Origin of the sequence: Pseudomonas sp. NPDC098740 (assembly GCF_044760065.1) — a bacterium.
Lineage (GTDB): Bacteria > Pseudomonadota > Gammaproteobacteria > Pseudomonadales > Pseudomonadaceae > Aquipseudomonas > Aquipseudomonas rossensis.
Genome location: NZ_JBIWAM010000028.1, coordinates 38,250 through 62,826 on the forward strand (window position 1 = coordinate 38,250; position 24,577 = coordinate 62,826).

General features: G+C 58.6%; 21 protein-coding genes. 12 read left to right on the forward strand and 9 right to left on the reverse strand.

Annotated features, from left to right (window positions below; genetic code table 11):
* The first annotated feature begins 133 nt into the window (after positions 1-133).
* The 3 genes from ACIQU2_RS25065 to ACIQU2_RS25075 all read left to right on the forward strand — a co-directional run bounded on the left by ACIQU2_RS25065 (position 134) and on the right by ACIQU2_RS25075 (position 4,576).
* Positions 134-1,864, forward strand: coding sequence for a phosphoethanolamine transferase CptA (locus ACIQU2_RS25065; protein WP_403144692.1), 1,731 nt, complete (start codon positions 134-136; stop codon positions 1,862-1,864).
* Positions 1,865-2,035: 171 nt separating this feature from the next.
* Positions 2,036-4,273: a TonB-dependent siderophore receptor gene (locus ACIQU2_RS25070; RefSeq protein ID WP_403144694.1), complete on the forward strand. Its 2,238-nt coding sequence runs from the start codon at positions 2,036-2,038 to the stop codon at positions 4,271-4,273.
* Positions 4,274-4,369: 96 nt separating this feature from the next.
* Positions 4,370-4,576 carry a hypothetical protein gene (locus ACIQU2_RS25075; protein ID WP_403144695.1) on the forward strand — a complete coding sequence of 69 codons (207 nt, stop codon included), beginning with the start codon at positions 4,370-4,372 and terminating at the stop codon, positions 4,574-4,576.
* 48 nt (positions 4,577-4,624) lie between these two features.
* On the opposite strand, the gene ACIQU2_RS25080 is transcribed toward ACIQU2_RS25075, so the two are convergent.
* The 5 genes from ACIQU2_RS25080 to ACIQU2_RS25100 all read right to left on the reverse strand — a co-directional run bounded on the left by ACIQU2_RS25080 (position 4,625) and on the right by ACIQU2_RS25100 (position 8,101).
* Entirely contained in the window at positions 4,625-5,116 is a 492-nt protein-coding gene (locus ACIQU2_RS25080) for a GNAT family N-acetyltransferase (protein WP_129444379.1), read from the reverse strand.
* Between the two features lie 113 nt (positions 5,117-5,229).
* Positions 5,230-5,811, reverse strand: a complete 582-nt coding sequence (locus ACIQU2_RS25085; protein ID WP_403144698.1) for a DinB family protein — start codon at positions 5,809-5,811, stop codon at positions 5,230-5,232.
* Between the two features lie 18 nt (positions 5,812-5,829).
* Entirely contained in the window at positions 5,830-6,948 is a 1,119-nt protein-coding gene (gene zapE / locus ACIQU2_RS25090) for a cell division protein ZapE (RefSeq protein WP_403144701.1), read from the reverse strand.
* Between the two features lie 42 nt (positions 6,949-6,990).
* Positions 6,991-7,332 (reverse strand): nuclear transport factor 2 family protein, encoded by a 342-nt coding sequence (locus ACIQU2_RS25095; protein ID WP_007897370.1) that lies wholly within the window; start codon positions 7,330-7,332, stop codon positions 6,991-6,993.
* A gap of 52 nt (positions 7,333-7,384) precedes the next feature.
* Complete coding sequence (locus ACIQU2_RS25100; RefSeq protein WP_347805766.1) at positions 7,385-8,101, reverse strand: YafY family protein; 717 nt, start codon at positions 8,099-8,101, stop codon at positions 7,385-7,387.
* Positions 8,102-8,304: 203 nt separating this feature from the next.
* Here ACIQU2_RS25100 and ACIQU2_RS25105 point away from each other — a divergent pair, with 203 nt between their 5' ends.
* Complete coding sequence (locus ACIQU2_RS25105) at positions 8,305-9,357, forward strand: aldo/keto reductase (protein WP_403144706.1); 1,053 nt, start codon at positions 8,305-8,307, stop codon at positions 9,355-9,357.
* Positions 9,358-9,488: 131 nt separating this feature from the next.
* Here the strand turns inward: ACIQU2_RS25105 and speB are convergent, their stop codons facing one another.
* Together speB and ACIQU2_RS25115 are read right to left on the reverse strand one after the other, a co-directional pair.
* Positions 9,489-10,448: an agmatinase gene (gene speB, locus ACIQU2_RS25110; RefSeq protein WP_140678502.1), complete on the reverse strand. Its 960-nt coding sequence runs from the start codon at positions 10,446-10,448 to the stop codon at positions 9,489-9,491.
* A 13-nt stretch (positions 10,449-10,461) separates the two neighbouring features.
* A complete protein-coding gene (locus tag ACIQU2_RS25115; protein WP_403144709.1) occupies positions 10,462-11,553 on the reverse strand; it encodes a polyamine ABC transporter substrate-binding protein in 1,092 nt (363 codons plus the stop codon).
* Between the two features lie 102 nt (positions 11,554-11,655).
* Here ACIQU2_RS25115 and ACIQU2_RS25120 point away from each other — a divergent pair, with 102 nt between their 5' ends.
* The 5 genes from ACIQU2_RS25120 to ACIQU2_RS25140 all read left to right on the forward strand — a co-directional run bounded on the left by ACIQU2_RS25120 (position 11,656) and on the right by ACIQU2_RS25140 (position 16,445).
* Entirely contained in the window at positions 11,656-12,549 is an 894-nt protein-coding gene (locus tag ACIQU2_RS25120; RefSeq protein WP_403144712.1) for a LysR family transcriptional regulator, read from the forward strand.
* A gap of 212 nt (positions 12,550-12,761) precedes the next feature.
* Positions 12,762-14,234, forward strand: coding sequence for a nucleobase:cation symporter-2 family protein (locus ACIQU2_RS25125; protein WP_403144714.1), 1,473 nt, complete (start codon positions 12,762-12,764; stop codon positions 14,232-14,234).
* A gap of 57 nt (positions 14,235-14,291) precedes the next feature.
* Positions 14,292-14,765: an LEA type 2 family protein gene (locus ACIQU2_RS25130; RefSeq protein WP_403144717.1), complete on the forward strand. Its 474-nt coding sequence runs from the start codon at positions 14,292-14,294 to the stop codon at positions 14,763-14,765.
* Positions 14,766-14,791: 26 nt separating this feature from the next.
* Positions 14,792-15,337, forward strand: a complete 546-nt coding sequence (locus ACIQU2_RS25135) for a GNAT family N-acetyltransferase (RefSeq protein ID WP_347806456.1) — start codon at positions 14,792-14,794, stop codon at positions 15,335-15,337.
* 193 nt (positions 15,338-15,530) lie between these two features.
* Positions 15,531-16,445, forward strand: a complete 915-nt coding sequence (locus ACIQU2_RS25140; protein ID WP_403144722.1) for a LysR family transcriptional regulator — start codon at positions 15,531-15,533, stop codon at positions 16,443-16,445.
* A gap of 101 nt (positions 16,446-16,546) precedes the next feature.
* Here ACIQU2_RS25140 and ACIQU2_RS25145 read toward each other — a convergent pair whose 3' ends face one another.
* A complete protein-coding gene (locus ACIQU2_RS25145) occupies positions 16,547-16,798 on the reverse strand; it encodes a hypothetical protein (RefSeq protein ID WP_008155229.1) in 252 nt (83 codons plus the stop codon).
* A gap of 165 nt (positions 16,799-16,963) precedes the next feature.
* Between ACIQU2_RS25145 and ACIQU2_RS25150 the strand changes: the two genes are divergently transcribed.
* A complete protein-coding gene (locus tag ACIQU2_RS25150) occupies positions 16,964-17,281 on the forward strand; it encodes a DUF883 family protein (protein ID WP_347806431.1) in 318 nt (105 codons plus the stop codon).
* Positions 17,282-17,375: 94 nt separating this feature from the next.
* Here the strand turns inward: ACIQU2_RS25150 and ACIQU2_RS25155 are convergent, their stop codons facing one another.
* Positions 17,376-18,416 (reverse strand): Ldh family oxidoreductase, encoded by a 1,041-nt coding sequence (locus ACIQU2_RS25155; RefSeq protein WP_347806430.1) that lies wholly within the window; start codon positions 18,414-18,416, stop codon positions 17,376-17,378.
* A 231-nt stretch (positions 18,417-18,647) separates the two neighbouring features.
* Here ACIQU2_RS25155 and ACIQU2_RS25160 point away from each other — a divergent pair, with 231 nt between their 5' ends.
* Together ACIQU2_RS25160 and ACIQU2_RS25165 are read left to right on the forward strand one after the other, a co-directional pair.
* A complete protein-coding gene (locus ACIQU2_RS25160) occupies positions 18,648-23,453 on the forward strand; it encodes a dermonecrotic toxin domain-containing protein (protein ID WP_403144725.1) in 4,806 nt (1,601 codons plus the stop codon).
* A gap of 97 nt (positions 23,454-23,550) precedes the next feature.
* Positions 23,551-24,555 (forward strand): FecR family protein, encoded by a 1,005-nt coding sequence (locus ACIQU2_RS25165; protein ID WP_403144727.1) that lies wholly within the window; start codon positions 23,551-23,553, stop codon positions 24,553-24,555.
* Positions 24,556-24,577: the final 22 nt, after the last annotated feature.

A 24,577-nucleotide genomic window follows, 5' to 3' on the forward strand; every position in this document is an offset into this window, starting at 1 on the left:
CGGCAACTCACGAAGTTTTCACATCCGTTTCTTGATACTGCGGCGCCTTATGGCCGTTCGGTATCCGCGCGGCGCCCGTTCGTCGGTGACATTGATGTCCCGGCGGGGAAGTGATTATTGGCTGGAGCGCTGAATGCTTTTGTTTAAACGCAGCAACACGTCTGCGAAAGGTTTCGACTGGACAGGATTTCTCTGGCTGTTCCTGTTCTTCTGGTATTTTTCCGGCATTACCCAACTGCTGATCCAACTGACAGGCACCTCCGGTTTTACCGGGTTCCGCCAGGCCTTTGTGATGAGCGCCATCTGGCTTGCGCCGATGCTGCTGTTCCCCAAACGAACACGTGTCATGGCTGCGCTGATCGGTGTGGTGCTGTGGGCCTGCTCAATGGCCAGCCTGGGTTACTTCTTCATCTATCAGCAGGAGTTTTCCCAAAGCGTCATCTTCATTATGTTCGAGTCGAACATCTCTGAAGCCGGCGAGTACATGACACAGTACTTTGCCTGGTGGATGGTGGCGGCGTTCCTCGCTCACACCGCTTTCGCTTACTTCCTCTGGACTCGCTTGCGCCCGGTGTACATGCCTCGCGGTCGGGCACTGGTGGCTGCAACGGCGATTGTGGTCGCTGTCGTCGGTTATCCGCTGATCAAGCAAACCGCGCGTACCGGCAGTCTTGCCGGCGGTTTCGAGAAGTTCGAAACGCGCATCGAGCCCGCGGTGCCTTGGCAGATGGCCGTGGCCTATCACCGCTACCTCGACACCCTGGCCGGTATGCAAGACATGCTCAATAGCGCCAGCAAGATCCCTCCCCTGCACAATTTCATAGATTCGGCGGCCAATCAGCCGGCGACCCTGGTGCTGGTGATCGGTGAGTCCACCAACCGTCAGCGCATGAGCCTCTACGGCTACCCTCGGGAAACCACCCCGGAGCTGGACAAGCTCAAGGATCAACTGGCGGTCTTCGATAACGTCATCACCCCGCGCCCTTACACCATCGAGGCGTTGCAGCAGGTTCTGACCTTCGCCGACGAAGAAAACCCGGACCTGTATCTGTCGACCCCGTCGCTGGTCAGCATGATGAAACAGGCAGGCTACAAGACCTTCTGGATCACCAACCAGCAGACCATGACCAAGCGCAACACCATGCTGACGACCTTCTCCGAGCAGGCCGACGAACAGGTGTACCTGAACAACAACCGCAACCAGAATGCCGCCCAGTACGATGGCGACGTGATCGAGCCGTTCAACAAGGCCTTGGCCGACGCTGCGCCGCGCAAGCTGATCGTCGTGCATTTGCTCGGCACGCACATGAGTTACCAGTACCGTTATCCGTCGTCGTTCGATAAGTTCAAGGACCGCAAAGGGGTTCCGGACGGCGTGCGCGACGATCAGGTGCCGACGTACAACAGCTATGACAACGCGGTGCTGTACAACGACTTCGTGGTTTCGAGCCTGATCAAGGACTACGCCAAATCTGACCCGAACGGGTTCCTGCTGTACCTCTCCGACCACGGTGAAGACGTTTTCGACTCGCCTGGCCACAGCACCCTTGGGCGCAACGAAAGCAAACCGACGGCGCCGATGTACACCATTCCGTTCATGGCCTGGGCCTCGCCGAAATGGCGCGAAAACCATGACTGGAGCTTTGCCGGTGATCTGGGTCGGCCTTACAGCAGCTCGCACCTGATCCATACCTGGGCTGATCTGGCGGGTCTGAGCTTCGATGAACTGGATCGCAGCAAGAGCCTGGTCAGCGACAGTTTCAAGCCACGACCATTGATGATCGGCAATCCTTATGAGCGCGAGCAAAAGGCATTGATCGACTTCAGTCTGATGAAACCCAAGGCGGTGGCAGTCGTTCAGTAGTAATCCTTTCAGGGGCCGGTTCCGGCCCCTTTTTCACTGCGCCAATGGCGCGATTGCGTTGTCCGAAACATCTACAAATAACAATAATTCTCGTTAATCGATAAATCCCTCCTTCCCTCTTCGTCTTTGAACAAACGGAATTTTTCCCTCGAAGACAAGGAGTCGGCTGCGATGTTCGCGCCTATCACCCGTTCCATGACCTTTACCCTGGGCCTGTGCGGTGCCGCCCTGTGCCCCGATCTGCTGGCCGAAACCAGCCCTGATCAAGAACCCGGCCGCACCCTCGAACTGGGCGCCACCCATGTGACCGCCCAAGGTTTGGGCAGCACCACCGAAAACACCGAGTCGTACACCACCGGCGCCATGAGTACCGCCACGCGCTTGAACCTGTCGATCAAGGAAACGCCGCAATCGGTGTCCGTGGTCACGCGCCAGCAAATGGACGATTTCAAACTCGGTACGCTGTCCGAAGCCATGAGCCAGACCACCGGCGTGGTGGTTCAGCACAACGATTCGGACCGGGTCAGCTATTCGTCCCGGGGTTACTCGATCACCAATTTCCAGATCGATGGCATGCTGAACACCTTCAGCTACATGAAGTCCGATTCCGACACCATCATCTACGACCGCATCGAAGTGGTTCGCGGTGCCACCGGCCTGACCACTGGCGCGGGCGACCCTTCGGCCACCATCAACATGGTGCGTAAACGGCCGACGTCGCAGTGGCAAGTCCAGACCGGGGTCAGCGGTGGTAGTTATGACGACTACTACAGTTATCTGGATGTCGGCGGCCCGCTGGCTTTCGATGGCCGCTTGCGCGGACGCAGCGTGCTGGCCTATCGCGACAGCGATTCGTTCCGCGACAAGTACCAGCAACAACGTGAAGTCGGCTACGGGATTCTCGAAGCCGACCTGACCGATGACACCGTGTTGGCCGTGGGTTACGACTATCAGAACAAACACGTCCAGGGCACGTCCTGGGGCACGGTGCCGTACTGGAACGCCGACGGTGGCAAGGCCAACCTCGGACGCTCCACCAACATGGCCACGTCCTGGAGTTCCTGGCCGCTCAAGGACAAAACCGCGTTCGCCACACTGGAACACCAATTGGGTGCCGGCTGGCACGTCAAGGCCGCCTACACCCATCGCGAGAGCGACACCGACGGCAAGATCTACTACGGCGGCGGGGGTTTCCCTGAGGCAGATCGCAGTGGCATGAGCGCCAACGTCAGCCACATGCTCAGTACGCAAAAAATGGAGGCGTATGACTTCAACGTGGCCGGCCCCTACTCGCTGTTCGGGCGGGAACACGAAATGATGATCGGCTATGGCGAGGCCGAGCGCCGGGAAGATTCCCCCTACATGGTGGACGGCCCCAGGGCGGCGGATTACGAAAACATCCGCGACTGGAAATACATGGGCGACATCGCCAAGTTTCCCGACACGGTCACCAGCCTTTCAGGTTCAAAAGACAGTACCCGCCAGAAGGCCGGTTACCTGGCCACTCGCCTGAGTCTGACGGATGACCTGCACGCCGTACTCGGCAGTCGTTATGGCAGCTGGAAGGTGTCGAGCAAGACCAACAAGTACGACGACAACCTGCAGCTGAACGACGTTGATGCCAGCAGCCAGGAACACAACGACATGTGGACGCCCTACGCCGGGCTCCTCTACGACCTCACCCCCGAATACACGGCGTATGTCAGCTACACCGACATCTTCAACCCGCAAGACAATCGCGACAGCAATCGCAAATACCTCGAACCGGTGGTGGGCAGCAACTATGAACTGGGGCTCAAGGGCAGCCTGCTTGAAGAACGCCTCAACGTGGCGACCGCGCTGTTCTGGAGCAAACAGGACAACGTAGCCGAACTCGACGATTCGGTGCCACCGGACCCGGCGACCGGTGAGGAGTTCTTCAAGTCAGGCGGTAAAGGCAACAAGGTTCAGGGCTTCGAAGCCGAGGTCTCGGGCGAGGTCATGGCCGGCTGGAACATGACGGCCGGCTACACCTACACCCACTCGGCTAATGGCGAAAAGAAACGCGCCAATACCAACCAGCCGCTGAATATGTTCCGGCTCTCCACGGCCTATCGTCTGCCCGGCGACTGGCAGGCACTGACCGTGGGTGGCGCGGTGAACTGGCAGAGCGATGTGTTCCGCGCCGCCAGTCGCCCGGTGGGGCGTAATGCCGACGGTGCGGTGATCACCGAAAGGACCAGCATCCGGCAGGAGGCCTACACCGTGGTCAACCTGATGTCGCGGTATGAGTTCGACAAGCACCTGTCGGCCTCGCTGAACGTCGATAACCTGTTTGACAAGAAGTATTACGACAACGTCGGGTTCTATAACGGTGTGTTCTGGGGGGACCCGCGCACGGTGACCCTGAGCCTGGACTGGAAGCTCTAGGCGCAGGTAATTCCCATTTAACGGAATCGGCGGATAATGTCCCTTCGACATTGCTTCATGGACGAAAGGACCCGACAACTCGTAGTGGGGCACACCATGAAACGTACAACCATGATCCTCGCCGGCCTGATGATGCTCAGTTCAACAACCGCATTTGCCGAAGGTGGCGCTGAACGCATGCGGTATTACTTTGAGAGCCTGCGGCTCAGCCAAGAGGCGAATCAAAGTAACGCCAGCAACACTGCTGAAATCAGGGTTCCGGATGATCAAACTGCGCAAGTGACAGAGCACTACAAACCGTAACGACAAAGGGCGTCCTGATGGACGCCCTTTTTCTTTGCTCGTAATACCTTAAAGCGCCTTGGTCCAGAACAGCATTCGACCGTGCGCCGGGTCGAACATGCCTGCGGCAAAACCGAACTTGCCATAGGAAGCCTGGGCGACTGCATTACCTTCCAGCACCTCCAGTGTGATTTTGCAGCAACCGCGCTGGCGAGCGATGTCCTCGACCTTTTGCAGCATTTTCTGGCTCAACCCCAAGCCGCGAAACTTCTTCACCACCACCACATCGTGCACGTTGACCAGCGGTCGACAGGCGAAGGTCGAGAAACCTTCAAAGCAATTGACCAACCCGGCCGGCTCGCCACCGACAAACGCCAGAACGCTGAACGCGTGGGGACGTTTGGCCAGTTCCGCCGGCAGTTGCTTCAACAAGTCGGCGGGCAACGAGTGGCCGCCACCCATCGGGTCTTCGGCGTAAGCATTTAGCACCAGTCCAATAGCCTCGGCATGCACCGGATTGGTGTAACTGGCCTGAAGCACAAGAATTTCTGCGGATTCCATTTCCACCCTCGTTCACACATTAAGTTGCCCCAGTGCATCTCGCACTGAAGGGCCGACCGACAATATCGCGGGCACAGCCGTGTCGACAACCCGATCCTGCTGTAATTTTTCGCTCAAGCGCCCCAGATCAGCGCCTCGGTCCACCCCAGCTCGGCAAAATCCTCAGCCCTCAAGCCTGACTCACCGGCACAGAAAAACTCGTCCAGTTGCGGTGGTTTGACCGAGGTGCCGCTGAGCATGGCGTGAACCTGCCCGCGATGATGAATCTGGTGCTCGAACAGATGGGAGAGCATGCGTACGCGGCTCTCATATTGCGGCGTGTCCCGGGCGATGGTCACGATCTTGCCGAGGTCGGCGTCGCGCATTTGCTCGCAGTAGGCGATCAATCGCCGGTCTACCAGCGTTTGCTCGCGCTTGAGGTCTACTGCGTGCGTAAACGGCTCGTCCTGGCTGAAAAACACATAGCATTCGGGATGCGGGTCATCGCCACGCAACTCCCGCTCCAGCGCATCCACGTAAAACCAGTCGCAGGTCAGGATGTGATTGAGGGTGGCGCGCAGACTGGGAAAGAAGCTGACCCGCGGTGCCGCCAGATCGGCCGGGCTCAACTGGCTCCAGGCCTTGGCGAGTCGATGATTGGCCCAGGCGTTCTGATAGGCCATGGTCAGCAAATGGTGCGACAAAGGCTGATTCATGTTCGCGGCTCCTTGGGTTCACGCTTGGGCGAAACGTTGCAGCTGCATTTCCTGTAAACGGCTGAGGGTGCGGCGAAACGGAAACACCAGATAGCCCTCGGTGTACAACGATTCCATGGGCACCTGGGCCTCGAGGCACAGCGGCACCTTGCGGTCGTAGCACTCGTCCACCAGGGCGATGAAACGCCGTACACCGTCGTCATGCACCGACAATTGTGGCAACTCGCGATCACCCGCAACCACCCGCTCGACGCCGTCTTCAGTGCCTCGGGCGATGCGCCCCTCGCGCTTTTGCGCGCTGAGGTCGGGCACGTCACTCAACAGAATAGCGCTGAAGGTGTCGCACAGGGCGATGAAATCCATGGCGGCAAACGGCTGTTCACAGAGATCGGCGTAACGAGTCCAGAGTACGGCTGGACTGGCCTGCACGACATTGAGTGTGCGGTAGCCGACCTTGATCGGGTCACTGGACACCGACTGTCCGACGGTCAATGCGTTGAACACTTCACCCAGAGCGCTGGGTTGCCCCGGTGCCACCACCCAGTAACGTTGCAAACCTTTGCCTGGGTGCAGGCGATGATCTTCACCTCCATCCACCGCAATCACCTGCATATGTATCTTGATGGCCTCGATGGCGGGCACGAACCGGTCGCGGTTGAAGCCATCGGCGTACAGCTGGTCCGGTGGCTGATTGGAGGTGCAGACCACCACCACGCCCTGCTCGAACATCACCTGAAACAAACGCCCGAGAATGATGGCGTCGCCGATGTCGTTGACGAACAATTCGTCAAAGCACAGGACCCGCACTTCCTCGCTCAGTTCGCGAGCCAGCGCCTTCAACGGGTCGGCTGTGCCGGTCAGCTGAAACGAACGCTGATGCACCCAACCCATAAAGTGGTGAAAGTGTTGGCGACGGGCCGGGACCTTCAGGCTTTGGTAAAACTGGTCCATCAACCAGGTCTTGCCGCGCCCGACCGGGCCCCAGAGGTACACGCCAGTGATCGGCGTGCGCCCTTCATGCAGCGCCTCGTAGCATTTCTGCAGCGCCCACACGGCATGTTCCTGGGCTTCGTCCTGGACGAAGCCTTTCTGTTCGATGGCGTGTTGCCAGGCGCTTAAGGGGGAGTCGACATTCATGCGCGGCAGTATACGTCCATGTAGCAGCTGGCTCCCATGTGGTTAGAGGGAGATGTCTAGCCGGGCAATCTTGCCCTGTTCATTCAGGCGAAACATGTAGCGCAATTCTAGCGGGCTGCCCGGAAACGTTCCGGAGATCAGGTTATGTACCAGCACTTTGCCGGTGCGCAGTTGCACGTCGAGCACTTCAACCCGTGGCTGGTAACGCTGGGCGGTGTCTTGCATCCATTGCGCGATGGCCTGAGTACCGACCTGGTGCTGGCCTTCATCGAACACATTGGCATCCTCAGCGAAAAAACTGGCGACCCGCGAGGTGTCGCGGGCATTGGCGGCAGCAATGTAGGCGGCGATGGCGGGTGCCAGTGAAGAGGCGGGATTGGACATGGTTACGGCTCCTTGTTTGTTGAGTCTGGAGCCATGCTAAAACAAGCCTGTGTCAGTTCTTGTCAGGAGTGAAGCGCCCTGCTTCGTCCAGTTGCATCTGCTTGCGCCAGGTGCGCAGCAGGTCGCTGCGCCGCCCCGGATAACGCTCGCCCTGCTCGTTCGCTGCCGAGATCCGGTCAGTGCGAAAGGTGCGATAGGCGCTGCGCAATTCACACCAGGCGACGATGATTCGCACCTCGTTCAGAAACCCCAGGGCCAGCGGCCAGATCAGCCGCTGACTCGGCACCTGGTTGGCGTCCGCGTAATCGATGTGCAGCTTGGCCTGATCGCGGATGGCCTGGCGAAATACATTCAGTGGCACGGCGTTGGGCGCAAAGCCATAGCCGGGCGGTCCCGGCAACATCGTCGGATTGCGTAACGCGTCCAGCGCTTCAGGCGCCAATACCGCCGCAATCTTGGCCAGCGCATCCGCCGCAGCCTTGCTCAACACCTCATCCCCACGCTGATCCACATAGCGCAACCCCAGCACGATGGCTTCGGTTTCATCGGCGTTGAGCATCAACGGCGGCAGAAACAAACCGCTGCGCAGCACGTAACCGATCCCCGCTTCGCCGTAGATTGGCGCGCCAAGGGCGGTGAGTTCGGCGATGTCGCGGTACAGCGTGCGTTCAGAAATCTCCAATTCGCCGGCAAGCGTCGCCGCGGTCACCGGACGACTTTTGCCGCGCAGCACTTGCAACAAGGTCAGTAAACGAGTGGTACGCGACACGATTGGCAGGCTCTGTCCGTAAAAGTTGTCGGAGCTTAGCAGACGACCCTGTCAGAAAGTGGCAGTAGCAATGAGGCCAGTGGTCGGCCTTTCTCTTGCGAACGGAAAAGCGTCTTGATGGCGAATATTATTCGCATCATATTAAATACATGTCGACAGACATTTATATTCGACCCCACGTCTTTTCCTTCAGGAGTCATCCCATGCATTACAAAGTCTTCGGCCGCAAAACCGGCTTGCGGGTCTCGGAACTGGCGCTGGGCGCCGGCAATTTCGGCACCGGTTGGGGCCATGGCGCCGAGCGCGACGAAGCCAAACGCATTTTTGATGGCTACCTGGAGGCCGGCGGCAATTTCATCGACACCGCCAACGGATATCAGGCCGGCCAGTCGGAAGCCATGCTCGGCGAGTTCATCGCAGCGGAACGGGATCGCTTGGTCATCGCCACCAAATACACCCTGGGGACAACGCCGGCTGCGGGCATTTCCCACACCGGCAACAACCGCAAGAACATGGTTCGCGCCGTGGAAGAAAGCCTGAAACGACTCAACACCGACCACATCGACCTGTTCTGGGCCCACATGAGCGATGGCGTGACGCCGATGGAAGAAATCCTGCGCGGTTTCGACGACCTGGTGCGCGCGGGCAAGATTCATTACGCCGGGCTGTCGAACTTCCCGGCGTGGCGCATCGCTCGGGCCGATTTGCTGGCCGAGATTCGTGGTTTCTCACCGATTGCTGCGATTCAGGTGGAATACAGCCTCGCCGAACGCACGGCCGAACGTGAACAACTGCCGATGGCCGAAGCCTTGGGCCTGGCCGCTACATTATGGTCACCGTTGGGTGGCGGGTTCCTCACCGGCAAGTACCGCACCAACGATGGCGACAACCGCGCCGCCAAACTCGGCATGCTGATCCACGCCGAGAAAAGTGCCCGTGAAACCGCCCTGCTCGACACTTTGCTGGCCGTCGCCGCAGAACTGGGCGCCAGCCCAACGCACGTGGCCATTGCCTGGCTGCGGGAAAAAGCCAAGCGTTCGACCACGGCGCTGATTCCGATACTCGGCTCGCGCACCCGTGAACAACTGGATGCGACCTTGGGTGCGTTGAATGTGCAATTGAGTGCTGAACAGTTGTCGCGGCTTGATGGTGTCAGTGCTATGGCAATGGGCGTGCCCCATGAATCCATTGCCGGGTCGATGGCGCGATTTACCGGCGCTGAAACCCTGGATCTGCCGATCATCCCAGTGGCCTGACACAGATCAATTGTGGGAGCGAGCTTGCTCGCGATGGGGCCGGCACATGCAACAGATGTGTTGAATGTAAGGCCGCTATCGTCGGAACGCCGCCCGGAGCAAGCTCGCTCCCACATTTTTTGGTTTGTGTGTTACCGGTCGACCTTATGCTTCGCTGCATAGAGGCACAGCATTTCCATCGCCAACGTCGCCGCGGCCAGTGAGGTAATGTCCGCACTGTCGTAGGCCGGCGCCACTTCCACGACGTCCATCCCCACCAGATTAATCCCGCGCAAGCCACCCAGGATTTCCAGCGCCTGCACCGTGCTCAGGCCACCGCACACCGGCGTTCCGGTGCCTGGAGCAAAAGCCGGATCAAGGCAATCAATGTCGAACGTCAGGTACACCGGGTTATCACCGACCCGCGCTCGAATGGCCTCGACAATCGCATCAACACCACGTCGATGCACTTGCCGCGCATCCAGCACTTGAAAGCCCTGGTGATCGTCATTGGTGGTGCGCAAACCGATCTGCACCGAACGCGACGGATCCACCAACCCTTCCTTGGCCGCGTGCCAGAACATCGTGCCGTGATCGACGCGCTTGCCGTCTTCGTCCGGCCAAGTGTCGCTGTGGGCGTCGAAGTGGATCAACGACAGCGGACCATGTTTACGCGCATGGGCCTTGAGCAGCGGATACGTGATGAAGTGATCCCCGCCGAACGTCAGCATCGCGCTACCGGCGTTGAGTATGTGTTCGGCATGGGCTTCGATGCTTTCCGGCACCGACTGCGGTGTGCCGTAATCGAAGTCGCAATCGCCGTAGTCGATGACCGCCAGATGGTCGAACGGGTCGAACGTCCACGGCCAGTGGCGTTCCCAGGCAATCCCGGTGGACGCGGCACGAATGCCGCGTGGTCCGAAACGCGCTCCGGGGCGGTTGCTGGTGGCGGTGTCGAACGGGACACCGCTGACCGCTACGTCGACGCCGCGCAAGTCGCGACTGTAGCGTCGACGCATGAAACTGGTGATACCGGCGTAGGTACTTTCGGCGGCAGTGCCGTAGAGGCTGTCGCGGGTCATGGCCTGATCGTTTTGCATCGGGACGTCCATCTCGGGTTCCTTATTATTGGCGGCTACGGAAAGTGGTCCACAAGCGAGTGCGCTGGCGCAGGTCCTTGAGGCTCATGCTGCGGTCGGCGTACAGCAGACCGCGAACATCGGCGGGTGGGTAAATGTCCGGGTCGGTGCGCACCGCCTCATCCACCAGCGGCGTTGCTGCCTGGTTGGCCGTGGCAAAGAACAGTGTGTTGGTCAGCGCCGCGACGGATTCCGGGCGCAACATGAATTCGATAAAGGCGCGGGCGGCTTCGGGGTGTGGGGCGTCCTTTGGAATCGCCAGGTTGTCCTGCCAGACCAGCGTGCCCTCTTTCGGAATCCGGTACGCCACTTCAAACGGCTTGTTGGCCTTGCGCGCCTGATCGGCCGCCATGCTGGCGTCACCGTTGTAGGTCAACGCCAGGCAGACGCTGCCATTGGCCAGATCGCTGATCTGCCGACCGGTCGCGACGTACAGCACATTGGGTTGCAGCTGATGCAACAGCGCCTCGGCGGCTGACAGATCAGCCTTGTCAGTGCTGTAGGGATTTTTACCCAGGTAATGCAGCGCCAGGCCGATCACTTCCTGAGGCGAATCGAGAATGGCGATGCCGCAGTCTTTCAGTTTGCTGGCGTACTCAGGCTTGAACAGCAGGTCCAGGCTGTTGAGCGGCACATCCGGCAAACGCTGCTTCACCGCTTCGACATTCATCCCCAAACCCAGGGTGCCCCAGGTGTAAGGCACGCCATAGCGGTTGCCGGGGTCGACGGCAGCGAGTTTTTCCAGCAAATCCGGATCGAGGTTGGCGTATCCCTTGAGACCTTCATGTGGAATTTCTTTCAACGCACCGGCTGCCAGTCCGCGAGCCAGCACACTGGAAGATGGCACGACCACGTCATAACCGCTGCCACCGGTGAGCAACTTGGTCTCGAGCACCTCCGAGGAATCGAACGTGTCGTAGCGCACGTGGATGCCGGTTTCCTGCTCGAAACGCTGCAAGGTTTCAGGTGCTACGTAATCGGACCAACTGTAGAGATTGAGGACTTTTTCCTCGGCCTGGGCCGATACGGCCATGGCGAGGAACAGCGCGGGTAAACACAGCTTGAACATGGGAGCCATGACGGAACACCTGACCAGATGAAGTGGATGCAGAATGCGTCGTCGGATACATTGGAAAAATACCAAGTTAGTTATCCTGACTTTATCCAGGAGTAATGTTTGATGCTCGGCCAACTCCATGATCTCGATCTGCAACTGCTGCGCCTGTTCGTCAACGTGGTGGAGTGCGGCGGTTTCAGCGCGGCTCAGGGTGAGTTGGGCTTGAGCCAGTCGAGCATCAGCCAGCAAATGGCCAAACTGGAAACCCGGCTCGGCTATCGCCTGTGCAGTCGCGGCAAGGGTGGTTTCAAGATCACGCCCAAGGGCGAACAACTGCTCAGCGCGACTCGCAGCCTGTTCGAGTCCATCGAAGCCTTCCGCCACCAATCCAATGGTGTGGCCGGGCGTTTGATCGGCGAGGTTCGTCTGGGGTTGTCCGAAGCGCTCGATCAATCCGTGCTGCAACGGGTGGCCGATGCGATCCGGCGCTTTCGTGAACGGGACGAATCGGTCCGCATCGAATTGATCAGCGCCATGCCCGGCGAAATGGAACGGTTGCTGCTGCAACAACGACTGGACCTGGCGATCGGCTATTTCTCACAAGTGCAAAGCGCTTTTGACTACCGCGAACTGTTTACCGAAACCCAGCACCTGTATTGCGCATCCGGCCATCCGTTGTTCACCCATGATGCGCCTGACGATCAAGCGCTACAGGCGTGCGATCGGGTCGATCACCCTTATCGCTTCCTGCGCAGCGACGAACCCTTCCAGGGGAAAATGTGTTCGGCGCGCTCGGAGCAAGTCGAAGGTACCCTCGCCTTCATTCTTTCCGGCAAGCACGTCGGTTACTTGCCCAGCCACTTTGCCCGCAGTTGGGAAGACAAGGGATTACTGCGGGCCGTGCGCCGTACCGATATGAGTTTCGACGTGGCATTCCATCTGGCCCGCCATCGCGCCCAGGTACCGGGGGATGCGCAAAAAGCCTTTGAAGAGGATTTACTCGCGGCGTTTACCTGAAGCCAGCGACGTTCCTGTGGGAGCGAGCCTGCTCGCGAAGGCGGCGTATCAGTCGATATCAATGTTGGATATGCCGGCCTCTTCGCGAGCAGGCTCGCTCCCACAGAGGTTACGCTTGGTATGTGAGGTTCATCGCTCGCCACAAAATAGTCTTTCTGGCATCCTGCGCCTCCATTTTTTGACCCGGCCCGCCTTCTGGCACGCACATCACCATGACCGCCACTGAAAAAGCCCCTGCCCCGCGCTATAACGACCTGATTTACGGCCTCGACGATCGCCCGCATCTGACCGCCACCGTCTTCGCCGCCCTGCAACACGTGCTCGCCAGTTTCGTCGGCATCATCACCCCGACGCTGATCATGGGTGGCGCCCTCGGCCTGCAAAGCGAAGTGCCGTACCTGATCAGCATGGCGCTGTTCGTCTCGGGGCTGGGCACGTTTGTTCAGGCGCGTCGTTTCGGCCCGATCGGTTCCGGCCTGCTGTGTCTGCAAGGCACCAGTTTCTCATTCATCAGCGTGATTCTCAGTGCCGGTTTCATGGTCAAGGCCCGGGGTGGCGGCACCGATGAGATCCTGTCGACGATCTTCGGTGTGTGCTTTTTCGCTGCCTTCATCGAAGTGGTGTTGAGCCAGTTCATCGGCAAATTGCGGATGCTGATCACCCCGGTGGTGACCGGCACGATCATCACGCTGATGGGCCTGTCGCTGATCAAAGTCGCCATGACCGACATCGCCGGCGGTTTCGGTGCGGCGGACCTCGGCGCGGCCAGTCATCTGGCCCTGGCGGCCCTCGTGCTCGGAACGATTGTGCTGTTGAACCGGGTCGATGTGCCGTTCCTGCGCCTCGGTGCGATCGTCATCGGCCTGACCCTCGGCTATGTCGTGGCCTGGCTGATGGGTGACGTCAACTTCGCCAGCCTGCCCGACGTACCGCTGATGAGCGTGCCGGTGCCGTTCAAGTACGGCTTTAACTTCGATTGGGTGGCGTTTGTGCCAGTGGCGGTGATTTTCCTGGTGTCGCCGCTGGAAGCCGCCGGTGACTTGACCGCCAACTCGATGATTTCCCGGCAGCCAGTCAAAGGCCCGATCTACATCCGCCGGATCAAGTCCGGCCTGCTCGCCGACGGCCTCAACTCGGCCATGGCCGCCGTGTTCAACAGCATGCCGATGGTGACCTTCGCTCAGAACAACGGCGTGATTCAGCTCACCGGCGTGGCCAGCCGCTACGTGGCGTTCTTCATTGCCGGTTTGTTGGTGGTGCTGGGGTTGTTCCCGATGATCGGCGCGGTGCTGCAGTTGATGCCCAAACCGGTACTCGGTGGTGCTGAACTGGTGATGTTCGGCACCGTCGCCGTCGCCGGGATCAAGATCCTCGCCGAAGCCGGCCTGCATCGGCGCAACATGCTGATCGTGTCGATTTCGCTCGGCATGGGCCTGGGTGTCGCGGCGGTGCCGGAAGTGTTGCGCGAGTTGCCAAAGGCGCTGCACAACATCTTCGAATCGCCGATCACCGTCGGCGCGTTGTGCGCTATCGTGCTCAACATCTTCCTGCCCGAAGAGTTCATTGAACTGGAAGAAGACGATTTCGATCCGGAAGCCTCGATCCTGCGGGTCATGGAAAACCCGGATGTCCCGGCCAAGGGTGAACCCGTCTCGCCCGCAGCTGTCGCACCCTTGAACCGCTAGAAAATGCTCGAGGCCGAGCCACTGGTGGTTCGGCCTTTTCTTTAAGAGAGCATGTCCATGCGCAGTGTCCACGCCGTAATCCTTTCCCTTCTTTTGCTCTCCCTGAGCGCCTGCGCCCTGCTGCCCAATCGCGATCCGCTGAACATCAACGTGGTCGGCTTCGAGCCGCTGCAAAGCCAGGACATGGAAGTACGCTTTGCCGTGAAAATACGTGTACAAAACCCCAACGAAACCACCATCAATTACAACGGCGTGGCCTTGGACCTGGAAGTCAACGGCCAGCCACTCGCCTCTGGCGTCAGCGATCAATCGGGTTCGATTGCACGCTTTTCCGAAACCGTGCTGACCGTTCCGGTGAGTGTTTCGGCGTTCTCCGTGTTGCGCCAGACACTGGGCCTGAGCAAAACCCAAACCCTCGACAACCTGCCCTACGTCCTGCGCGGCAAACTCGCGGGTGGCTTGTTCGGCACGATGCGTTTCGTGGACAGTGGCAAACTCAGCCTGCCAGGGTCGACGACCGGCACCTGGTAAATCCAACTCAAGGAGCAACAAAGAACATGGAAGCCACACCAACGCTTTACACCCAACGATTGATCCTGCGCCCGCTGGAGTTGGCCGATGCCGAAGCCGTCCAGCAACAGTTCCCGCACTGGGAAGTGGTGCGTTATCTGAACGCCCTCGTTCCTTGGCCGTACCCTGCTGACGGCTCACTGACCTATCTGCGTGACATCGCGTTGCCAGCGATTGCCGCTGGTAAAGAGTGGCACTGGTCGATTCGTTTGAAGTCGGCGCCTGAGCAACTGATCGGCAATGTCAGCCTGATGGATGAACAGGACAACAACCGCGGCTTCTGGCTAGGGCCGAAATGGCAAGGCCAGGGCTTGATGACCGAAGCCAGTGCGGCCGTCACCGAGTACTGGTTCAAAACCCTCGGCCGGCCTGTGATGCGGGTACCAAAAGCGGCGCCCAACATAGGCTCGCGCAAACTCTCGGAACGTACGGGGATGCGCTTGATCCGCAGCGATGAGGGCGACTTCGTCAGCGGGCGATTCCCCAGAGACCTCTGGGAAATCACCCGTGAAGAGTCGCTACAGCAGCGCTGAAGATCCAATGTGGGAGCGAACTTGCTCCCACATGAGTTATGCGTTGAAGCGCACACCCTGTTTGGCGCGCTCATCCACCGTCAACTCAAACACGTCCGGGCGCGCGTAGTGCCCGACCACGTCGTTGGCGATCTCCACGCCATTCTCAGGCCCCACGGGATCATGAATAAAGCCCCGTTTGCTGCTGAATGATATGAACCAAATGAATATCGCTACCGTCGATCTCAACCTGCTGAAAGTCTTCGAAGCGCTCCACGAGGAGTCCAGCGCCAGCCGGGCCGCGTTGCGTCTGGGCGTGACGCAATCGGCGGTCAGCGCGGCACTGCGAAGGCTTCGCGAGGTGTATGGCGATCAGTTGTTCGTGCGCACCGGCCGCGGACTCGCGCCCACGCTCAAGGCCAACCAGTTGAAACCGGTGGTCAGCGATGCCCTGAACAAATGCCGGCAGAGCCTGGCGATGGTCGATCCGGCCGCCCACTATTACGACGGGCGCTCGGTGACCGTGGGTATGTCCGATGATTTCGAAATCGCGTATGGGCGCCGGCTGATCGAAGAAATCGTCCGCGTCGCGCCGAAGCTGCGGCTGATCTTTCGTCAGACCCACAGTCAGATCGTCGCCCAGGCGTTGATGGAACGCAGCATTGATCTGGCGATCACCGCAGGTGGGTTTGCCGAGCGCTTGCTCAGTCGTCAGGTGCTGGGGGAAGGCGGTTATCTGTGTTTGGTGGACCCGATGAGCCTGGCCGAGGGACAGCAGACCCTTAACCTTGATGAGTTCGTCGCCCGCGAGCACATTCTGGTTTCGTCGGGCGGCTTTATCGGGATCACCGATGAGGGGCTGGCGGCGCTGGGGTTGACTCGGCGGGTATGCGCTTCGACCACACACTTTGCCGCGTTGCCGCACTTGCTCAAGGGCAGTCAGGCCGTGGCGACCATCCCGGCCCATGCGGCGCAAAGCATTGCAGCGCTGAGCGGACTGACACTGCTGCCCTGCCCTCTGGCGTTGCCGCGATACCCGATCGAACTGGGCTGGCGCACCAGTACGCAGCTCGATCCGGTGGTGCTGAAAGTACGCGAAGCGATTGTCGCGAGTTTTGCGAGCGCGTAGGAGCTGCCGCAGGCTGCGATCTTTTGATTTTGCTTTTTTAAAACAAGATCAAAAGATCGCAGCCTTCGGCAGCTCCTACAGAGATGTGTGTCGAGTTCAGGTTACTTGGCAGCCATCAGGCGATTGACTTCACTGCGCACCATGTTCGCGAATTCCGGGGGCGACATGCCGTCAAGTTCGGCACGGACCCACTCGGCCCATTTGCCTTTGCGCTTGGCGCGCTCACCGAACAACCGCGCGGCTTCGCCCTTGGACTTGCCCAGGTTGCTTTGCCATAGATCGAACAGACGGGATTTCTCATCTTCCAGCGCAGCGCGCTCTGCAAGGGGTTTGTCGGCCAGATTGAAGCTCATGGGAGTTACCTGCTGCGTAAAATAGGCGACATCTTACACTGTAGGAAGAAATGTCCGACTCAGGATTTTTCGTCAGGGTTGGGTCAACGCGAAAATCCACTGCAACTTTTTCGCTGACGGCAGACTCCATTGTTCACTGTCCATTTATCTGCAAGGAGTACCTCAATGGCCCGGAAAACCGCCGCACAAATCGCCGAAGACCAGATCAAGGATCAGGCCTTCAGCGAACTTCAGGCTCTGATCGAAGAATCGGAAAAACTGCTCAAAAGCAGCGCCTCACTGGTGGGTGAGGAAGCGGACACACTTCGTGGGCAAATCGCTCAGAAACTTCAGCAGGCTCGGGACTCCGTCACCCGCGTTCGTGACCGGACCAAACCTGCGGTCGAAGCCACTGAAACCTACATCGGTGGTCATCCGTGGCAAACCGTGGCGATCTCTGCCGGTTTCGGCCTGGTAGTCGGGTTGTTGCTGGGTCGGCGTTAAGCGACCCCGTTTTAATCCGTACCCAGCAAAAAGGCGAGCACGCAGCTCGCCTTTTTCATGCCCGGCTTTTATGCAGACTGAGAGTATGCAGGACTCAGAGCCCGGCCAATTCCCGCAAACTCGCCAACGTCTGAGCATCGAGCCGGATGCCTTCGGTGCTGGACTTGGCCCGTTGTTGGTGACGTCGATCCCCCGGCAAACGCTTGAGCCCCACACCGTGCATCTGCCGGACCAGTTCCTGACTGCGCTCGGCAAAATTCTGCCCGGCCGCCTTGCTCGGGTCGATCACGATCAACAGTTGGCCAGTCCACGGCGTCTTGGCCCCCGGATGGTTCGACCAATCGAACTCGAAGGAAAAATTGCCGCCGGTCAACGCCGCCGCCAACAGCTCGACCATCATCGACAGCGCCGAACCTTTATGCCCGCCAAACGGCAGCAACGCGCCGCCCTCAAGAATCGCTTTCGGGTCCTGGGTCGGCTGGCCGAGACCGTCCACCCCCATGCCTGGCGGCAAACGCTCGCCCTTGCGCGCGGCGATCTGCACATCGCCATGAGCAATGGCGCTGGTCGCCAGGTCGAAGACAATCGGATCGCCGTCAGCCCGAGGGGCGGCAAAAGCAATCGGGTTGGTCCCGAACAGCGGACGATCGGCACCGTGCGGCACCACGCAGGTCATGCTGTTGACCACGCTCAGCGCCACCAGCCCTTCATAGGCGAAAGGCTCGACATCCGGCCACAAGGCTGCGAAATGGTGGGAGTTACGAATCGCCAGCACCGCGATGCCGGCGCTGCGGGCTTTTTCCACCAACAAACCGCGTGCTGCGGCGAGGGCCGGTTGGGCGAAACCATTACCGGCGTCGACCCGGACAAACCCCGAAGCCACGTCCTCGACCACCGGCACGGCCTGGCCATTGACCCAGCCGCTCTGGAGCGTCGACACGTAACCGGGAATGCGGAACACGCCATGGCTATGGGCGCCATCGCGTTCGGCGCCGGCGCAGTTGAGGGCCAGTGTCCTGGCCACCTCGGCGGAGGTGCCATGGCGCTGAAAAATCTGCTCAAGCAAAAGAACGAGCGCGTCGAAATCGAGCGTTTGAGTGTTCGAACTGACGGCCACTTCGGGCGTTGCGGTCATCTGAAGCTCCAGTTTTATTATTGAGTACGGGCAACAGGGTGAAGCGAGGTTGCAGGGCAACCCAAAACAGTTGTCGATTAAGCGCTGTTTTACCGTCGTCCTGTCAAGTCTCGACAGCCTGTTCGCATCAAGCAATATGTACCGCACCCAAGCCTGCCACTGGCCGTACTGTTTTTCCTCAATCCAACAGCCTGCGATTAACCGTCGATCGCAGCACATCGAGGAAAAACCATGATTGCTCCCCCACTGCCGTATTTTTTCGACGACGCAGTACTTGCATCCAAAGCCGAACAGCCCGGTGAACGCGAAAAGGCACTGTCCTTCACGATTGATGACCTGAAGTGGTTGAATGCTGTTTATCTGGCGACGCATGAAGCCCGTATCGCCAATAGCGAGCCCATGCACGTCGACCAGCTGCTTTTAAGCGTACCTGATGCACCAGATATCCCCCTGGCCGGCGCCTTTGCCATGAGCCGGCCCAACGATGGAGAAGTCACGCTCTACACACCGTGGAAAGGCCTGATCAAATTCGCGGACATGGAGGACCTCAAAAGCAGACTCAAGGAATGGTTGGCACAGCCCACTGGCAAGCGTGAGTTATTGCGCTTTCTCTCCATCGAACAACGCAGCGCTTTACCCGCCGCCACTGCGCCAGAAATTACCACGCAAATAATTGAAGGTGCGGTGTTCCAGGACCAGGAGCTCACCCTCGAGCGCAATCAGGCTCAGAACATCAAGACGATGATGGGCGAGCTGGTCAAGCTGCCAACGCTGCAATCGATGCTGGACGAGACCCTCAAGAACGCGTTGCACAAGCCGTTCCCCAAACTGGACCAGCGCCTTACTCGACTGAAGAGCTTTGTCATCGACAGCGATGACCAACAATTGCTTTCCTCGCATTCACTGAGCGATGCCCTGCTGCATTACTACCTGACCAACGAGTGGCCGACTGTCGATTCCAGAGTCTTTTCCAATCCCCAACACAGTGTGAGCAGCAACGCCGATATTCAGGCCTGGGAAAGCGCAGTCAAAGAGATCGCGCAAAGTTTTACCCCTCACTTGCAAGGCCTGCTCAAGACGTTCTGGAATACACCGATGAACAATGGGCAGTCACGCCGGGAGGTTTTTGCCGAGGTTTTGCGCGATACCTTTCACGTGAAGCTTTTGCTTCAGCGTCAGCAAAGTGTGCTAACGACGCAGGAATACCTACGACTGATGAATGTCAGCCTCGTACCTGACACCGACGATCCTCTTCGTATCGAAAAAGTACGTGTCACCGCCCCCTTCAAGCATTACGTGGAGCTCGCCTCGACCGTGATGATCGGCAGCAGCGACACGCTGGGCTTTCTGTACACCCCGTCCAGAGGCATCGAGGCAACGAGCGACCTGCCCGCTGTCAGGAAAATCGTCGCGCAGATGTTGAAAAGCGAAGGGCGTGAAGACACGCTGCTCAACTTCATGTCCTTGGACGAACGCGCTACGTTTCTTTCAATGGAGCCGGATGAACAAGTGATTGTCGGTGAACCGATCATCGGCCCGGTGTTTGAACAGTTGATGACTGACATCCTTGGCAAGCAACGAGAGAATCTTTCCCATGCGCTGAGCCGTTACCGTGAAAGCGAAGGCACGCAGGATCCCCGTGCCTTGTTCGACAACGCACTGGATGTCCGGAGACTGATCGACGAACGACTGCTGGCGGCCGATGCCGCAGGACGCTGGAGTACACACGCAGACCGGCGCCTGAGCGCGCAACCAGCCACCGTTCGTGGCGAGTCGGCCAAAGAGCATCTGGCCCTTCTCTCCACCGTTAAGCGGCCGCTCGACCTACTCCTCGAAAACCTCCCGGTCATTCCCGCAACAACCCGCACGATTACCGAGGCGCAGAGCATCGTCGATTCGTCACTCGGAAGCTTGCAATCGCGTTTCACTCAGACCCTGTCAACGGCATTGCGCAGTGAATTGAAGCTGCACACCGTCATGCGCACCCTGGGTGCGACGGAACAGACGATCATCAACACCGTGCTCGATACCCCGGTACGCTTGCAGCGAGCTGCATTGAACGGCTTTTTGCCGGACGTGTTTTCCTTGGCGCTGAAGGCAGGCGACGCTGTCGACCCGTTGAAACTGGCCAGTTGTTTTGTGCTGACCGAACGAGGAGGCCTGGACCCGTTGCATTCGGGCAAGGCGATTCTATGGACGCCTGCGTCGGGATTTGAAGCCTACAAGGCGTTGGCACCGCTGCTGACCGAGCTGGGGCGACGCCTCAAGGACGACGATGATCGCACCTCACTTCTGGAGAACCTCGGACGTAGTGAGAGAGTGGCTGGGCAGACTTACACCCTGGCGCCCCTGCAGCGAATAGATGAGCATTTTCTCGAACACGTGCAAAGTCCCTATGTCCAGCTGGACGAGGCGTGCGTCACCCGTGCGCTGGCCACGAAGCTCCCCGAGCCGGCCCTGGCCAGTCTCCTGAAGCTGGTGGCACTGCGTGAACCGATGACGGGGTTAGACCGTGTGACGGACATTGCCCAATCCCTGACGACCCAGCAAAAACTGCCGGCATGGCTGGCCAAGGCGTCCATCAAAGATCAGATATTGCATGGGGAGTTGCTTCAGCAATACCTCGACAACGTCACCGACGACCAGGACTACCTCACCGGCATACGCTCCCTGGCGCGCACGGCGCACCATGAGCTTGAAAAACAACTCAAGGCAGACACCTTTGACATCGATCCGGATAAGGTCCAGATCCAGATCCACAAACGCTCGAGGTCTGCGGCCAGCACCCAAACCCTGACCGACTTTGCACTGACCCATTTCAAGGATCTGGACAAAACCCATTTCACACTGGTGTCGCTTGATAACACCGAGATTCCCGAGGACATGGACCAAAGCTACATCAGAGACCTGATACGAAACTTGAAGCTGGGCGAACATCAGCAGAAAACATTGAACGAAGCCTTTGCAGACACCCAGGCAAACGCAGCGGACCGCAGGAAGCGGTTTTACACGCAATTACCCTGGCAGCTGATGCATTACGCCCACACGAAAAAATTGCAGGAGCGCCTGAGCGAGACGGGGTTTGATCTGATACGCCAGGTCATGGACATGCCTGACGCTATCGCCCGCGCGGCAGTCGACGGTGCCCACGCGATCATCCGCCCACTCGAGCTCCTGGGCATCAAGAGTGAACAGGCGGTCAAAGTGCCAGGCGTCTATCTGATTGGCTCATCGGCCGATAGCACCGCGCCACAGGTCCTTGTCGCGCCTCATAACCCTCGGCACGGAGTCAAAGAATATGAAAACGAGAAACAATTGCTGACAGAGCTGAAGACCCGCGGTTCGCTGCTCGATTGGGTACTCATGAATCTGCCGCAACCTGACCGGATGCTGTTGGAAAACCGGATGGCGACCGCCAGTAACCGCCTCCCCGAAGTGACGCTGGCGTCCAATCCGATCAAGGGGAATCTGTTCAAACACTTGTTCAACGACAACGTCGACTTATTAGTCCGATTGCTCGGTTGTCAGACCGATGACAACAAGCAGGGTGAATGGGCAACCATCAAGCATGTGCTGGGTGAAGATTTGAATGAGGCATTTACGTTCTTGACGGGCAAGCTTGCCTACCCGATCACGGTGTGGCGCAGTTATCGCGACATCAAGCAATCCGCCGAAGACCTTCAGATGCACAAATGGGGGGCGGCGATAAAAGAGTTCATCAGCGGCATTGCACAACTCGCCACGTTGCGACAATCGCTGGAAGGGCAAGCGAAGCCATCTTCTACGCCAAGTGCACCTGCGCCAGAAACGCCCGATACCCGGTTCAAATGGCAGAACGTTGCCATTACAGCCCCCGAACGTACGCAGTTGAAGCGTCATGGAAGCATCGACGTCGATCTGAATTCGCTCACATTAAACTCAAGTCTTGGGCTCTATACTCATCCGACGACAAAAAAAACCTACGCACCGGTTGAAGGAAAGGTATATCCGGTCGCAAAGCGCGGCACACGCTGGCGCATCGCCGACACAAACGTTCGCGGTCCTCGGCTGAGTCAGAACGTGTCGAAACAATGGGTTCTGGATAGGCAAACGCCAGCGCCCCGTTTCAGCATCGGCAATCGGTTGCGCACCGCATTTTCGGTTTGGGAGGGCATGAACGTCGATGCCAGTGGAATGCCCGAAATCCGTCGACTGTTTCCGCAAAAGGCTCGTCAAATTGACGAAGCGTTGGACCTGGCAACCACCTATGCCTGGAACTGCTTTCAAAACCTGCAATTGCTGAAGTCCTCCGACGACACGGTTACCCCCGTGCATCAACTCATCATGGATTTTATTGATGTACCGCAGGTGCAGTCCGCGCATGTGGCGCAGCTTGAAAAAGTCTTGGGCGACATTTTTGCGGCCTTGTTGGACCCTTCACTCAGAAAGCCGAAGAGCAGTCGTTTTGTAATCGGCAGGCTGGTCAGTGGTGCGGAAACGTCATTCGCTTTCACCATTCCAACGGATGCAAAGCGGAAAATTTATCTGGCAGAAAAATTCTTCAACACCGGTTTCGACAGCTACCACCCACATCTTTCCGACCCCTCCTTCCCAATCAACACCCATGCTCGAGCAGCAACCCTTATTCATGAGCTTTCCCACCTCTTCTGCAACACCGAAGACATTGCTTACCTCGATTCCGGCAAACCATTCTCCCATCTGATCAATACGACCAGCACAACCGCCAGAGACCTCAAGGACGCGTTGAACACCCTTCAGGACACCGCACTCTCGATCAAGACACCCCTGACTCAGCTGTTCATGACCCAGGATCCTGATACCGGTGAGTGGGAGGATCCGGGCAGCACTTCATATGAAAATACTGATCGGGTAAAAGCGCATATATTGACCTTGACCGGCGGAGAAAACCTGAGCGGTGCCCGTAAAATTTTCAAGAGAGATCCACTGGTCAGACTCAAGGTGCAACTCGGCAACGCTGACAGCGTTGCATGGCTCATCAGCCATATGGGGCGCCAACTGCACACCAGTACCCCATGAATCGAAAAATAAGTGCCCGTTTGATGGGTAACTGCCATGACGGATGTTCTCGCAGACTTCCTCACAAGGTTAGAATGCAGGAAATCAGGATGAGTCAATGACCGACAACCCTCTCTCGCAAGCCGAATACGACGCTGTCACCGATGCCGCTGCGCATTGGTGCATGCGTCTGCACGCCATCGATTGCACTGCTGAAGAGCGGCTGGCGTTCGAGCAATGGCATGACGCTCATCCGCTTCACGCGTTCGAGTACGAGGCCATGCTGGAGATCTGGGATGTCGCGGGCGACCTGCCACGGCCAGAAACCGTGGTGGTCCCGATGGTCCGCGCCAAACCAGCTACGCCTTGGCGCACCTTCGGTATCGCAGCGGCGGTTTGCGCCATGGCGTTGCCACTGGCGGCCTATAGCGGCTGGAACCTGGGCTGGCTGCCCAATTCCTACCAACATTTCGAGGCGAACGACAATGTCCGCCAGGTCACCCTGAGTGATGGCAGTCAGGTGGAACTGAACCTGGGCAGTGAGCTGACGTTCAGCAACTACAAAGACCAGCGTCGGATCACGTTGAAAAAAGGCGAAGCCTTCTTCAGCGTCAGCCATGACACTCGGCACCCCTTCATTGTCCAAGCGGCCGAAGGCAGGATTCGGGTCACCGGAACCCAATTCAACGTCTGGATGTATGAAGATCAGGTACGGGTGAACCTGATTGAAGGTTCGGTGCTGGTGAGCAGCAATGACGCCGTTACGGGTGACGGTTTGCGCCTCGGGCCAGCGATGCAGGCTAGCTATAGACGCGGCGACTTCACTCCCCGGATCAGTCAGACCTACGACAATGACAACTCACTGGCGTGGCGCAGCGGAAAACTGGTGCTCGATGATCTGGCGCTGACCGACGCATTGCCATTGATCAATCGCTACTTGAACAAACCGGTGATGGTAGCCGACAACAGTACCGGCTCGATTCGTATCGGCGGCATCTACAACATCAAAGAGCTCAACAACCTGGTGGCTTCCCTGCCCAAGGTATTGCCGGTCTACCTGACCCGCAACAAAGATGGCAATCCGGTCCTCAATTCCATTCCGCAACAAACCCCAAAAAGCTGAAGGCCGCGACCCTTTGCGGGGT